Genomic DNA, 13,810 nt, shown 5'->3' with positions numbered 1-13,810 from the left:
GGACGGCATGGGACGTCCGACCAAGATCGTCGTCGCTGTGTGCGCGATCGCCTTCTACCGGTCAGGCGTCAGCGCCGGGCTTGGGGCGATTGTCTTGCCGCTGATTGGTTTCATCCTGCTCACGAGGCCGGACAGCCGGTGGTACTTCATGCGATAGTGGTCAGCCGAGGGGGATTGATGGTCGACCACTACTCCAGGCCCGGCTCGGTGCTCGCGGCCGTCATGTTCGGCTGCTGCTGGGCGTGTATCCAGCTGTTCGGCGCGCTGGGCACGCTGGTCCTGCTGCCGTGTTCGCTGCTTCTGGCGATCGGTTCGTTGCTGCTGTTCGTCGGCATCACACGCTGGGTCTATGTCGCCGCCGTGGTCATCGAATTGGTCTTGGTGAGCACATACCTGGTCTTGCCCGAATCGGCGGGATGGGTGACCGTGATGCTGATGGGACCGGTGATCGGAGTGGTGTTCGCGCTCGTCCCGGCGACCGGCCGCTGGCTGCCGCCAGGGCGGTGAGCTGCCCAGAAGGGCACGTTCGGCGGCCGTTTGGCCGCCAACGGGGCCAATCTGCGCTAAAACGTCACGAATTCGCGTGACCCGGCGACATACTCGGCGACGTCACCCCGGTGCCCCGAGGAGTCCGCATGTCCAATGAGTACGGTCAGCAACCGTATCCGGCAAACCAGTCACCAGTCCCGGGATTCGGCCCGCCGCCCAATCCGTCCCAGTATCCGGCACAGCAACAGTACGGCTACCCACAGACACCGCCCGGCGGGCAGCCGATGTACCAGCAGCCGGGGTACCCGCCTGGACCCGGTGGCTACGGTATGGGTTACGGCCAGCCGCTGAACGTCCGGCCGGGATCGGTCACCGGTGCCGCCGTGCTCGGGTTCATCCAGGCCGGTCTCACCCTGATCACGACCGGCATCGTCTTCTTCGGCCTGTTCAGTTCGGCGTCGTTCCAGGACTCCGGCGCGGCGATGGCGTGGGGGCTCGCGGTCGCCCAGCTCCTCGGCCTGCTTCTGCTGATCTTCGGTTCGGTGCAGTTGCTGTCCGGCACGTCCCGCGTGCTGTACATCGCCGGTGCCGTGGTCGAGCTGGCGATCAGCGCCTACTACCTGGTCAGCATCCTCGCGATCGACACGAGCGACGCGATCCTCCCTGAGTTCGTACAGGACATCAAAGCCGCTTTCGCGGTGGTTCCGGTGATCTTCGCGATCATGCCGTTGATCGGTCTGATCATGGCCCTCGGTTCGGCCACCAGCGACTACCTGCGGTCAAACCGGGGTTGACGCGAGCGCGGCGCCGATTTTCCGCAGCTGCGCGGTGGCGCCGCCGAGCGTGAACTCGTTTCGTTTGGCAGCAACGAAATACCGGTGCAACGGGTGATCTGTGTCGATGCCCATACCGCCGTGCACATGCACCGCGGTGTGGACGACCCGGTGACCGGCGTCGGCTGCCCAGAACTTCGCGCTGGCGACCTCGGTCTCGGCCGGAAGTCCTTCGCTGACGCGCCAAGCCGCTTGCCACAACGTCAACCGGATCGCTTCGACGTCCACATAGGCGTCCGCCAAGCGCTGAGCAACAGCTTGGAACGACCCGATTGGACGCTCGAACTGCACCCGGGTACGCGCGTGCTCCGCGGTCAGTTCCAGTGCACGTTCCGTCACGCCGAGCTGTAGTGCGCACAATCCGACTGTCATCCTGGTGAGCAGCCAGTCGAGCACTTCGGCTCCACCGAGCACACGAGACGCATCCAGCGATACGTCAGCGAATTCAAGCAAGGCTTCGCTGTCGTTGTCGACGATCCGCTGCCGCGTGATGGCTACTTCGGACGGTTTGACAACAAAGACCTTCACGCCGTCGGGAGTCGAGGCAGGGACGAGAATCAGCGACGTGATGGCTCCGGCAGGGACACAGGACTTGGTCCCGGACAAACTCCATCCGTCCGCTGTGGGCGAGGCGAACACCTCGTCGTCCGCCAAAGCCGCCGTGTGGATGGCGTCCGGTGCCTCCAATGAGCCGAACTTGGCCAGCGCCGAGGCGGCCACAATGGACGTCAGATAGGGGACAGGCGCGACCGCACGGCCGAGTTCGATCAGGACACTGCAGTGCTCGAGCAAGCCGAAGTCGGTCACCGACAGGATCCCGGCGCGAGCCAACGCATCCCACAACTCGGCGTCGAACCTGTCGTCGCCGGACTCGGCCGCACGCAGCCGCGAGTCGGTCAGGTCAGCCATGATCGAACGGGTCAGCCCGGCGAGTTCGACCTGCGCCTCGGAGAACGAGAAGTCCATCGAAGAGATGCCCTTTCAGCGTTTGGCCAGCGGCAGTTTCAGGCCGACACCCGCGATGATGTCGCGTTGCACCTCGTTGGTGCCGCCGCCGAACGTCAGGATCAGCGCGCTTCGGTGCAGTCGCTCGATGCGCCCGCCGAGCAGTTCGCCGCGCGAGCCGGTGCGCACATAGGCGTTGGTCCCGAGAACCTCCATCAGCAGCCGGTACGCCTCGGTGGCGAACTCGGTGCCGAAGATCTTGGTGGCCGACGCGTCCGCGGGTTTGGGCGAATGCTCGACGCCCCAGGCGATGCGCCAGTTCATCAGCTTGAGGAACTCGGCTTTGGCGTGCACCCGGGCGAGGTGCAGCTGCACCCATTCCTGGTCGATCACCCGCCTGCCGTCGGGCAGCTTCGTGTTCTGCGCCCACTCGATGACGTCCCGCAACGCGTTGCGGACCGGCGCCGACGAGGTCAGGGCGACTCGTTCGTGATTGAGCTGGTTGGTGATCAGTGGCCAGCCCTGGTTCTCCGTGCCGACCAGGTTGGTCACCGGCACGCGCACATCCTGGTAGTACGTCGCGCTGGTCATCACGCCGGACACGGTGTGCACGGGCGTCCACGAGAAGCCCGGCGAGCCGGTCGGCACGATGATCATCGACAGGCCCTTGTGCTTGGGCGCCTCCGGATCGGTCCGGCACGCCAGCCACACGTAGTCGGCGTACTGGATCAGACTGGTCCACATCTTCTGGCCGTTGATCACGTAGTCGTCCCCGTCACGGACCGCGCGTGTCCGCAACGAGGCCAGATCGGTGCCCGCCTCCGGTTCGGAGTATCCGATCGAGAAGTGCGTCTCGCCGCCTGAGATCCCCGGCAGGTAAGCAGCCTTCTGCTCGGGCGTGCCGAAGCGCATGATCGTGGGGCCGACGGTGTTGATGGTCAGGAACGGCACTGGCGCGCCCGCGATGGCCGCTTCATCGTTGAAGATCAGCTGATCCATCGGGGAACGGTCCTGGCCGCCGTACTCCGACGGCCAGCCCAGCGCCAGCCAGCCGTCCTGGCCCATCTGCCGGACGACTTCCTTGTACGCGGCCCCGTCGCCGTATTCGCCTCCCTCGGCCGCCAGCGCCTGCCTGCGGTCGGGCGTCATCAGCGCCGAGAAGTACTCACGCAGCTCACGGCGCAGTTCCTCCTGCTCGGGCGTGTACGTGATCCGCACCAGAAGACCTCCAGGAGTGAAACGCGTTCTAGTTTCACCATAGACCGGCTAGGCCTTCGTGACCAAGTAGCGGAGGTGGGTGACATCGATACCTTCCCGGACTGACACGGGTCCGGTCAGCTTGACGGGCGCGTTCGTCACCTCGCCGAAGAACGGTGTCCCGCCGCCGAGGATGACTGGAACGAGATCCACTTCGATCTCGTCGACGAGCCCAGCTTGCAGGGCTTGCCGGGTGATGGTGCCGCTGTTGAGGCCGACGTCCTTGCCGCCCGCGAGCTCCTTCGCTTTGGCGACCGCGGCTTCGATCCCCTCGGTGACGAAGACGAAGTGCTCCGAGTGCTGCTCCGGTGGGTTGTGGGTGAGCACGACGACCGGGCACTGCATCGGGTGTTGCCCGTTCCACGCGTTGGTCTGGTCGTACAGGAACCGGCCGACGACCAGGGCGCCTGTCGAGGCGATCATGTCGGCGAACAGCTTGGCGCTGACCGCGGACATCTTCAGGTCAAGCCGTGTTCCCTCGCCACCGACTGGCATCTCCACGTCGCCGTTGTTGTACCAGGTGAAGAGGTGGTCGAACCCGGTCTGGTCCGGCCCGGCGACGTATCCGTCCAACGACATGCTCGCGCCTGCGACAACCTTGCCCATGACATTGCTCCTTGCTGGTGGTCGGTGCATATGTCAGAACGTCGAATGAGGAAGGGAGTCATCGACAGTGGGCCGTCACCTTTGTGGCCGGATTTTCGTTAACAGGGTGAACGCGACCGGCATTCCATGTAGAACCTGTTACTGATCGTATCGCGATTCGCCTGGTCGATGGCCTTGTCACCTCTGTGAACCTATTCTAGTGTGAGCTGCGACGCAGCCGTGCTCGACGAGGAGTGAGCCGTGAAGGCCAGGCCGTTGGAAGGGAAAGTCGCGGTAGTCACCGGTGCCGCCGCCGGTCTCGGCCGCGCTGAGGCGGTCGCGCTGGCCAAGGCGGGCGCCGACGTGGTGCTCGGTGATCTCGCCGAATCCGACGTGCTCGCGGAGATTGAGGAGCACGGCGGCAAGGCGGCGTTCGTCCAGGGCGATGTGTCCGAAAGGGACACTGCGGACGCGTTGACCGGTACGGCGATCGAACGGTTCGGTGGCCTGCACATCCTGGTCAACAACGCGGGTGTGCTCAGGGACCGGATGCTGTTCAGCATGTCCGACGAGGAGTGGGACCTTGTCGTCAAGGTCCACCTGCGCGGGCATTTCCTGCTGTCCCGCAACGCTGCCGCGTACTGGCGCGAAGAGTCCAAGCAGTCCGGTGGGCCGGTGTACGCGCGGATCGTGAACACTTCGTCCGAGGCGTTCCTGATGGGGTCGGGCGGTCAGCCGAACTACGCCGCGGCCAAGGGCGGGATCACCGCGTTGACTTTGACCAGTGCCCGGTCACTGGCGAAGTACGGAGTCCGGGCGAACGCGATCTGCCCGCGCGCCCGGACCTCCATGACCGCCGACGTCTTCGGCGAGGCACCCGACGGCGACGACCCCCTGTCACCCGATCACGTCGGCAAGTTCGTGGCCTACTTGGCATCGCCGGAGGCCGACAAGATCAACGGTCAGCTGTTCGTGGTGCACGGCGGGAAGGTCGCGCTGATGGGCGCGCCGGTCGTCGAGCAGACCTTCACCAGCTTCGACGAGCTCACCACGACCTTCGGGCAACGCGACCCGAAGAAGACGTTCGCCTGCATGGAAACGATGAGGCTGTAACGATGTCCGCTTTTGATTCAACACGTCTTGAGTCAACAATGTCCTAGAAGGAGAGCCATGACGCTGAGCATGCTCGGCCACCGTGACGACGTGGGTCTCAAGGACGGCCTGCTGCTGATCGGCGGACAGTGGCGGGCCAGCGGCGACGGCGCGACATGGACTCACAAGCACCCGGCGACCCACGAGGAGATCGGTTCGTTCCCGATCGCCACCGCCGAGGATGTCGACGCCGCGGTGCAAGCCGCCAGGCAGGCCTTCGACGAGGGCCCGTGGCCGCGTGCCACGGTCAGTGCACGGGTCCGCGTGCTGCACAAGTTCAGCGCTCTGCTGCGTGAGCACAATGACGACCTGCTTTCCCGGCTGGCCTTGGACAACGGCGTGCCCAAGACGTTCGGCAACATCTACGCGGCCAGCGTCGGCGTGGCCGCGGACGTCTTCGACCACCACGCGGGCTGGATCGACAAGGCGGGCGGTGAGACCTTCCCCGGTTATCAGGGTGGCGACAAACTCGCGGTGACCTTCCGCGAACCGATCGGTGTGGTGGCCGCGATCCTGCCGTGGAACGCGCCCTTCCTGCTCTTCGCCCAGAAGCTCGGCCCGGCGCTGGCCGCCGGCTGCACGGTCGTGCTCAAGCCTTCCGAGTACGCGAGCTTCTCCGTGTTGCGGATGGTCGAACTGCTCGAAGAAGCGGGGCTGCCCGAGGGGGTGGTGAACGTCGTGACCGGGCCCGGCGACCCGACCGGCGAAGCCCTGATCACGCACCCGCTCGTGGACAAGATCAGTTTCACCGGGAGCCGGGCGGTCGGCAAGCGGATCGTCGAGGCCTCGGCAGGCACGCTGAAGCGTGTGTCGATGGAACTCGGTGGCAAGAGCCCCGCGATTGTCTTCCCGGAGGCCGAAGTCGCCCTCGCCGCGGCGACCGCGATGGGCATGGTCACCATGGGCCTGTCCGGCCAGGCGTGCATCGCGCAGAGCCGAGCGCTTGTTCACCGTGACGTGTACGACGAGTTCATCACTGTGGCACAAGGTGTCGCCGGGTACATGTCCTACGGCGACCCGTTCGAGCCGAGTGTGCTCGCCAGCCCGTTGATCAACGAGCGCCAACTCGGCCGCGTCCTCGGGTACATCCAAAAAGGACTAGAGGAAGGCGCGCGACTCGTCCAAGGTGGAAACCGGCTCGACGGCGACTACAGCAACGGCAACTTCGTCGCACCCGCGATCTTCGCGGACGTCGACAACAAGATGACCATCGCGCAGGAAGAGATCTTCGGCCCAGTGCTGGCTGTCGTGCCGTTCTCCGATGAGGACGAGGCGATCCGGCTGGCCAACGACACCGAGTACGGCCTCGGCGCGGGTGTGTACACGAAGGACGTCCGCCAGGCGTTCCGTGTGGCCAAGCGGTTGCGGGCAGGCTCTATCGGGATCAACGGCTTCCAAGTCGAGCCACATCTGCCGTTCGGCGGATATCGGCAATCCGGGATCGGCCGGGAGGGCGGGCGGTCCGCTTACGAGGCGTACACGGAGTTGAAGTCCGTGATGATGCCGCTGACCGAGGAGATGATGTGATGGCACGCCTCGACGGGAAGGTCGCACTGATCACCGGGGCCGCACGAGGACAGGGTGCGGCGGCGGCACGGCGGTTCGTCGAGGAGGGTGCGAAGGTCACCATCGCGGACATCCTTGACGAACAGGGCAAGGAACTCGCCGCCGAACTCGGCGCGGCCGCCGTGTACCAGCACCTCGACGTCACGTCCGAAGAGGACTGGACAGCGGCTGTCGAGCGGACGCTGACCGAGTTCGGCGCGTTGAACGTGCTGGTGAACAACGCCGGTATCGTGCACGTGAAGTCCATTGTCGACACCACACTGGCCGAGTACGAACGGGTGATCAGGGTCAACCAGGTCGGCACGTTCCTCGGCATGCGCGCGGCCATCCCGGCGCTGACCGAGGCCAAGGGTGGCTCGATCATCAACGTCTCGTCCGTGGAAGGCCTCGGCGGCATGGCGTTCCTCATGGCCTACACCGCCAGCAAGTTCGCCGTGCGCGGGATGACGAAGGCGGCCGCGATGGAACTCGGTCACCTGAATATACGAGTAAACTCGATTCACCCGGGCGTGATCGACACCCAGATGGTCCGTGACGCGGCCGGTGGCGCGGAAGTGGACATGAAACGGGTCGGCAAGCGAGTAGCGTTGCGCCGGTGCGGACAACCGGAGGAAATCGCCAACCTGCAGGTTTTCCTGGCCAGCGACGAAAGTTCGTACTCCACTGGAGCGGAATTCGTGGCCGACGGTGGCGCGACGGCCACGCACTCTCTACTTTGAACGTCCTATGAATCCCACCACGAAGAGGTCCAAAACCCCTGGCGTGGCCGCGCTGCGCCAGGTGGGGCGGATCTCGACGCTCGCTTGGGAAGTGCTGCGGGCCATCCCGAAACGCCCGTTCCAGTTCCGCGAGTTCATCCAGCAGTGCTGGTTCTTCGCCAGCGTCACGATTCTGCCGACGGCGCTGGTCGCGATCCCGTTCGGCGCGGTGATCGCGCTGCAGCTCGGTTCGCTGACCCAACAGATCGGCGCGCAGTCGTTCACCGGTGCCGCCAGCGCACTGGCGATCGTTCAGCAAGCGAGTCCGCTGATCACAGCGCTTCTGGTGGCCGGTGCGGGCGGATCGGCCGTGTGCGCGGACATCGGCGCGCGCAAGATCCGTGAAGAGATCGACGCGATGGAAGTGCTCGGCGTGTCGCCGATCCAGCGGCTCATCGTGCCGAGAGTGCTGGCTGCGATGGTGGTGGCCGTTCTGCTCAACGGCCTGGTCAGCGTGGTCGGCACGATGGGCGGCTACTTCTTTAACGTGATCATGCAAGGCGGCACGCCCGGCGCGTACCTGGCGAGCTTCAACGCCCTCGCGCAACTGCCGGACCTGTGGATCAGCGAGATCAAAGCGCTGCTGTACGGTTTCGTCGCCGGGGTCGTGGCGGCCTACCGGGGGCTCAACCCCGCGGCCGGGCCGAAAGGCGTCGGTGACGCGGTCAACCAGGCCGTGGTGATCACGTTCCTGCTGCTGTTCCTGATCAACGTCGTGCTGACCGGGATATACCTGCGGATCGTGCCGTCGAAGGGCTTGTGATGACGGCAGTGGAGCCACGCGAGCAGGAGCCCCGGGGTGCGATCCTGGACCTCGCGGCGCGGCCCTTCAACGGCCTTGAACACCTCGGCAAGCAGTTGTCCTTCTACGTCAGGGCTTTGGCGTGGGCTCCGCGGACGATCCGGCGCTATTCCAGGGAGGTCATGCGCCTGCTGACCGAGGTCAGCTTCGGCACCGGCGCGCTGGCGGTCATCGGCGGCACGCTCGGCGTGATGATCGGGATGACGATGTTCACCGGCACGATCGTGGGCCTGCAAGGCTATTCGTCGCTCAACCAGCTGGGGACCGGTGCACTGACCGGGTTCCTCTCGGCGTACTTCAACACCCGTGAGGTCGCACCGCTTTCCGCCGGGCTCGCGCTCTCAGCAACGGTCGGCTGTGGTTTCACCGCGCAGCTCGGCGCGATGCGGATCTCCGAGGAGATCGACGCCCTGGAGACGATGGCTGTCCCAAGCATGCCGTATCTCGTCACAACACGGGTCCTTGCGGGAATCGCGGCTGTGATCCCGTTGTACGCCGTCGGTCTGCTTTCGTCCTATCTGGCTTCCCGTGCTGTCACGGTCTATTTCTACGGCCAGTCAGCGGGCACGTACGACCACTACTTCCACCTGTTCCTGCCGCCGGAGGACGTGCTCTGGTCGTTCCTCAAGGTGATCGTGTTCAGCGTGGTCGTGATCCTGACCCACTGTTACTACGGCTACACCGCGACCGGCGGGCCGGCGGGCGTCGGCGTGGCCGTCGGCCGCGCGGTGCGGGCGGCGATCGTGATGCTGTCCATCTTGGACTTCTTCCTCAGCCTGGCGATCTGGGGTTCCACGACGACCGTACGGATAGCCGGATGATCAGCCAAAATCCATTGACACGGGTGAAGTACCACTTGCTGGGACTGGCGTTCCTTGTGGTCATCGCGCTGTTCCTGGTGGTCACGATCGCCGGGTACCGCAAGGTGTTCACGCCAGTGGTGATGGTCAGCCTGCAGACCGACACGATCGGCAACCAGATGCGCGAGGGCGCGGACGTCAAGGTCCGCGGGATGATCGTCGGTGAGGTGCGGTCGATCCGGGCGATGGGTGACCACGCCGTGCTGGATCTGGCGTTGCAGCCGGACAAAGTCGACGTGATCCCGGCCAACGTGTCCGCCCGGTTGTTGCCCAAGACCTTGTTCGGTGAGCGATACGTGGCGCTGCAGGTTCCTCCCCAGCCGGAGACCAAGCGCCTGACCGAAGGATCGGTCATCCCGCAGGACCGCAGCTCCTCGGCGATCGAGCTGGAACGCGTGCTGAACAACGTGATGCCGGTCCTGCAAGCCGTGCAGCCGGAGAAACTGGCGATGACGCTGAACTCGATCTCCACCGCGTTGCAAGGCCGCGGTGAGCAGCTCGGCGAGACACTGGTGCAGCTGAACGACTACCTCAAGCAGATCAACCCGGCATTGCCCGACCTGGCCGCGGACATCCAACTGCTTGCTTCGGTCTCCGAGACCGCGAACCAGGCCGCGCCGGATCTGCTGCAGGCGTTGTCGGACCTGACTACCACGACCAAGACGATCGTGGCGGAGCAGGCGAACCTGCAGCACCTGTTCGGGTCCTTGACCAACGCCTCGATCGACCTCGGGAACTTCATCCAGGTCAACAAGAACAACCTGATCAACCTGGTGGTCACGTCGAAGCCGACGCTGGACGTGCTGGCCAAGTACGCACCCGAGTACCCGTGCATGCTCGAGCAGATCGCCGACCGTGTCCCGGCCGCCGAAGCAGCCTTCGGCAAGGGCCAGGCGCACCCGAACATGATGCGGGTGACGTTGGAATTCACCGGAAACCGTGGCAAGTATCTGCCCGGTGTGGACACTCCGCGGTTCGACGACAAGCGCGGACCTCGCTGCTACGAGCAGGTCAAGCTGCCCGCGGTGTTCCCGCAGTACCCGCCGGGCGGTCCGATCAAGGACGGTTCGGTGAAACCGCCGCCGCCGAAGAACACCGGCGCGACGTCGATCATCCCAGGCTCCACGTCGCCGCAAGCCGCGGGTGTCGAGAACACCAAGCAGGAACTGGACTTGGTGTCCGTGCTGCTGGCGCCGAAGCTGGGCCTGCGGCCGGAGGAAGTGCCGACGTGGACCAGTTTCCTGGTGGCGCCGGTGTATCGCGGGGCGGAGGTGACTGTCGAATGAGGAGTGTCACCGGTCCGATCATCAAAATGGTCGTATTCGCCGTCATCACGGTCACGCTGACGGCACTGCTCGGCGCGACCATCGCGAACAGCAACTTCGGCGACACGTCCAGCTATCGGGCCAGGTTCGTGGACGCGTCCGGCCTGAAGATCGGCGACGACGTACGTATTCTCGGCGTGAAGGTGGGCACGGTCGAGGCGCTCTCGGTCGTCGAGGACAAGTACGCCGAGGTCCTGTTCGACATCGACGCGGGGCGCAGGCTGCCCGCTTCGGCGACCGCGACCGTCAAATACCGCAACCTGGTCGGGCAGCGTTACCTTTCGTTGGGAATGGGCACGGGAAGCGCCGAACTGCTGGCACCGGGCGGGACGATCCCGGTCGACCGCACGAAACCGGCGCTGAACCTGACCGTGCTGTTCAACGGTTTCCGGCCGCTGTTCCAGGCGTTGAGCCCGGAGGACGTCAACAAGCTCGCGTTCGAGATCGTCCAGGTACTGCAGGGTGAAGGGGGCACGGTCGACGGGATCCTCCGGCACACCGCGACGTTGACGTCCACGATCGCTGGCCGGGACAAGGTGATCGGCGAGCTTGTCGACAACCTCAACACCGTTCTGACCACGGTGAACGGCCGAACCGACCAGGTCTCGGATCTCATCCTGAGCCTGCAGCAACTCGTGTCCGGGCTGTCCGGCGACCGGCAGCCGATCGGCGAGGCGATCTCGGCGCTCGGTTCGCTCACCGACACCACGGCGGGTCTGCTTCAGCAAGCCAGGCCACCGCTGAAACAGGACATCGGGTTGCTGGGCACGCTGTCCGAGACGCTCAACAAGCAGGAGCCGTTGCTGGACGGGATGCTCAAGGGCTTGGAACATCGCGCCGACACGTTCACCCGTGCGGTCAGCTACGGCAGCTGGCTGAACTTCTACCTGTGCCGGATGTCCGGGACAGTCGGGATCTCGGCGTTGAACCTGCAGATGACGTTGCTCCCGGTGCCGACGACCGAGATGCCGGAGAGGTGCGGCCCATGAAACCTGTGCTGTTTGGCGGCTCCGCTGGGAAACGCACGTCGCCGCGCAAAGAACGCAACCAGGCGGTCGTCGGAGCGGCGACGCTGGCGATCCTCGTACTGTCGACGCTGGCGGTGTTCTTCTCCGACGACTTGCCGATCATCGGCACGGGAACGCACTACTCCGCGTACTTCAGCGAAGCCGCGGGTCTGGCGGACGGCAACGAGGTCCAGATCGCCGGTGTGAAGGTCGGCGAGGTGTCCACAGTGGCGCTTGCCGGTAACCAGGTGCGGGTCAGGTTCAAGGTCAGGGACGTCCGGCTGGGTGATCAGACCAAGGCGGCGATCGGCATCAAGACCCTGCTCGGCGAGAAGTACCTCGCGCTGGAGCCCGGTGGCACGGGTTCGCAAGATCCAGGCGAGCCGATTCCCCGTACCCGGACGACCACACCGTATGACGTGAACTCCGCACTGGGTGACTTGAGCAGCACGGTGAACAATTTGGACACCGCCAAGCTGGCGGAGAGCTTCCAGGTGGTCGCGGACACGTTCAAGGACACGCCCGAGCACATGCGTGGTGCGCTGGAAGGCCTTTCGGCACTGTCCAAGACGATTTCCAGCAGGGACAAGGCACTCGCCGAGCTACTCGGCAACACCAGTCAGGTGTCCAAGACCCTGGCGGGCCGCAACGACCAGATCGTCAAGCTGATCAACGACGGCAATCTGCTCCTCGCCGAGATCCAGCGCCGCAAGGAAGCGATCAATCAGCTGCTCAAGGGGACCAGGGATCTCGCGGCAGAGTTGCGTGGGCTTGTCGCCGACAACCGGACCCAGCTCAAGCCGACGTTGCAGCAGCTGGAGAAGGTCACCTCACTCCTGCAACGAAATCAGGACAACCTGAGCCGTGGGCTCGCGGCGCTCGCGCCCTTCGTCCGCATCTCGACCAACACGACCGGGAACGGTCGCTGGTTCGAGGGTTATCTGTGCGGATTGCTGCCGCCCTACGTCAATCTCGGTCCGGGCAAGACGAACGGGTTGACGATCAACCCGGACGGCTGCCTGCCGCCGATCTCCGGAGGTGGCCGATGACCTTCCGGACCCAGCGTCAGCGCAGCTCGGCCAGGATGGTCGCGACCATCTGTGTGCTCGGCCTGATCCTGGCTGCTGGCCTGTGGTGGCTGCTCAGGACCCCCGCTGGAATGCGTGTCACGGCGTACTTCGACAAAACCGTCGGTGTCTACTCAGGATCCGCTGTCCGCATACTCGGTGTGCCGGTCGGCGAGATCGTGGCCGTCCAGCCGGCGGGTGAGCAGGTCAAGGTCGACATGCTGCTCGACTCGGGCATCCAGGTTCCCGCGCAAGCCAAGGCGATCATCGTCGCGCCTTCGTTGGTCTCCGACCGGTACGTCCAGTTGATGCCTGCTTACACCGACGGGCCAGCGATGGCGTCCGGCGCGGTCATCGAGCGGGCCAACACGGCATCGCCGGTCGAGCTGGACGACCTGTATGCCAGCGTGAACAAGCTGACCACCGACCTCGGGCCGAACGGTGCCAACAAGGACGGCTCGGTGTCGAACCTGTTGGACACGTTGGCCGGAACACTGAAAGGCAACGGCCAGAACCTCAACGACACGGTCAAACAGCTCGCGGCGGCCGCGGACACGTTGTCAGGGTCGCGCGAAGACCTGTTCGCCACAGTGGACAGTCTCGGCAAGTTCACCGAGGCACTCGCGAGCAGCGACAAGGCCGTGCATGACTTCTACGGCCGGTTGGCGGACGTCAGCACGTTCCTCGCGGACGACCGGGAAGAGGTCGCCGAGGCGCTGAGCTCGTTGGCGGTGGCGCTCGGTGACGTGAAGGACTTCGTCGGCGAGAACAAGGACCTACTGGCGTCCAATGTGGAGAAGCTGACCGGCGTGACCAAGGCGTTGGTCGACCAGCGGGCCGCGATCGCCGAGATCCTCGATGTCGCCCCGGTCGGTGCCACCAACCTGATCAATTCGTACGACGCCGCGTCCGGCACGATCGGTGTCCGGGCGGACCTGAACGAGTTCACCCACCCGCCGATCCTGATGGTGTGCCGTCTGATCGAGTCAGGCACGCCCAAGGCGGTTCCCGCGACCTTGACCGACACCTGCAAGAAGCTGGCACCGGTGCTGGACGGCACGCTGAAGCTGCCGACCGTCGCCGAGACCCTGACAGCACTGCAAAACGGGACCTTGCCGCCGCTTCCAGTGCCTTTGCTGGAGGTGCTGCGCCGATGAACCGATT

The 13,810-nt window shown here is 65.1% G+C and carries 15 protein-coding genes; 12 read left to right on the top strand and 3 right to left on the bottom strand.

The window, feature by feature from the left end:
- Window positions 1-7: 7 nt before the first annotated feature.
- From B9C43_RS56780 to B9C43_RS21695, 3 genes are all read left to right on the top strand, one after another.
- Complete coding sequence (locus B9C43_RS56780) at window positions 8-157, top strand: hypothetical protein (protein WP_160096627.1); 150 nt, start codon at window positions 8-10, stop codon at window positions 155-157.
- A 20-nt stretch (window positions 158-177) separates the two neighbouring features.
- Entirely contained in the window at window positions 178-507 is a 330-nt protein-coding gene (locus tag B9C43_RS21700) for a hypothetical protein (protein WP_084428690.1), read from the top strand.
- A 128-nt stretch (window positions 508-635) separates the two neighbouring features.
- Window positions 636-1,283 (top strand): hypothetical protein, encoded by a 648-nt coding sequence (locus B9C43_RS21695; protein ID WP_084428689.1) that lies wholly within the window; start codon window positions 636-638, stop codon window positions 1,281-1,283.
- On the opposite strand, the gene B9C43_RS21690 is transcribed toward B9C43_RS21695, so the two are convergent.
- Genes B9C43_RS21690 through B9C43_RS21680 form a run of 3 tightly spaced genes read right to left on the bottom strand, consistent with a single transcriptional unit; the run spans window position 1,269 to window position 4,130 of the window.
- The gene (locus B9C43_RS21690; RefSeq protein WP_084428688.1) at window positions 1,269-2,288 is read right to left on the bottom strand and encodes an acyl-CoA dehydrogenase family protein; all 1,020 of its coding nucleotides are present in this window, start codon (window positions 2,286-2,288) and stop codon (window positions 1,269-1,271) included. The two genes, B9C43_RS21695 and B9C43_RS21690, sit on opposite strands and share 15 nt — an antisense overlap.
- A gap of 15 nt (window positions 2,289-2,303) precedes the next feature.
- Entirely contained in the window at window positions 2,304-3,485 is a 1,182-nt protein-coding gene (locus B9C43_RS21685) for an acyl-CoA dehydrogenase family protein (protein ID WP_084428687.1), read from the bottom strand.
- Between the two features lie 48 nt (window positions 3,486-3,533).
- Window positions 3,534-4,130, bottom strand: coding sequence for a dihydrofolate reductase family protein (locus B9C43_RS21680; RefSeq protein WP_084428686.1), 597 nt, complete (start codon window positions 4,128-4,130; stop codon window positions 3,534-3,536).
- A gap of 240 nt (window positions 4,131-4,370) precedes the next feature.
- Between B9C43_RS21680 and B9C43_RS21675 the strand changes: the two genes are divergently transcribed.
- The 9 genes from B9C43_RS21675 to B9C43_RS21635 are packed head-to-tail and all read left to right on the top strand — an operon-like array spanning window position 4,371 to window position 13,803.
- Window positions 4,371-5,222, top strand: coding sequence for a 3-oxoacyl-ACP reductase (locus B9C43_RS21675; RefSeq protein WP_235038753.1), 852 nt, complete (start codon window positions 4,371-4,373; stop codon window positions 5,220-5,222).
- A gap of 57 nt (window positions 5,223-5,279) precedes the next feature.
- Complete coding sequence (locus B9C43_RS21670; protein ID WP_084428685.1) at window positions 5,280-6,788, top strand: aldehyde dehydrogenase family protein; 1,509 nt, start codon at window positions 5,280-5,282, stop codon at window positions 6,786-6,788.
- A complete protein-coding gene (locus B9C43_RS21665) occupies window positions 6,788-7,546 on the top strand; it encodes a glucose 1-dehydrogenase (protein WP_084428684.1) in 759 nt (252 codons plus the stop codon). Before B9C43_RS21670 ends, B9C43_RS21665 begins: the two co-directional genes overlap by 1 nt.
- 7 nt (window positions 7,547-7,553) lie before the next feature.
- Complete coding sequence (locus B9C43_RS21660) at window positions 7,554-8,348, top strand: MlaE family ABC transporter permease (RefSeq protein ID WP_033381401.1); 795 nt, start codon at window positions 7,554-7,556, stop codon at window positions 8,346-8,348.
- Window positions 8,348-9,208: an MlaE family ABC transporter permease gene (locus B9C43_RS21655; protein ID WP_033381400.1), complete on the top strand. Its 861-nt coding sequence runs from the start codon at window positions 8,348-8,350 to the stop codon at window positions 9,206-9,208. The genes B9C43_RS21660 and B9C43_RS21655 overlap by 1 nt, the downstream gene beginning before the upstream one ends.
- Complete coding sequence (locus B9C43_RS21650) at window positions 9,205-10,533, top strand: MCE family protein (protein ID WP_084428683.1); 1,329 nt, start codon at window positions 9,205-9,207, stop codon at window positions 10,531-10,533. The genes B9C43_RS21655 and B9C43_RS21650 overlap by 4 nt, the downstream gene beginning before the upstream one ends.
- On the top strand, window positions 10,530-11,561 hold the full coding sequence (locus B9C43_RS21645) for an MCE family protein (protein ID WP_033381398.1): 1,032 nt from the start codon (window positions 10,530-10,532) through the stop codon (window positions 11,559-11,561). The genes B9C43_RS21650 and B9C43_RS21645 overlap by 4 nt, the downstream gene beginning before the upstream one ends.
- Window positions 11,558-12,628, top strand: a complete 1,071-nt coding sequence (locus tag B9C43_RS21640; RefSeq protein ID WP_084428682.1) for an MCE family protein — start codon at window positions 11,558-11,560, stop codon at window positions 12,626-12,628. Before B9C43_RS21645 ends, B9C43_RS21640 begins: the two co-directional genes overlap by 4 nt.
- On the top strand, window positions 12,625-13,803 hold the full coding sequence (locus B9C43_RS21635; protein ID WP_084428681.1) for an MCE family protein: 1,179 nt from the start codon (window positions 12,625-12,627) through the stop codon (window positions 13,801-13,803). Before B9C43_RS21640 ends, B9C43_RS21635 begins: the two co-directional genes overlap by 4 nt.
- The last annotated feature ends 7 nt before the right edge of the window (window positions 13,804-13,810 follow it).

The sequence above is a fragment of the Kibdelosporangium aridum genome, from assembly GCF_900176515.1.
GTDB lineage: Bacteria > Actinomycetota > Actinomycetes > Mycobacteriales > Pseudonocardiaceae > Kibdelosporangium > Kibdelosporangium aridum.
This window is presented reverse-complemented; position numbering and strand designations above follow the sequence as displayed.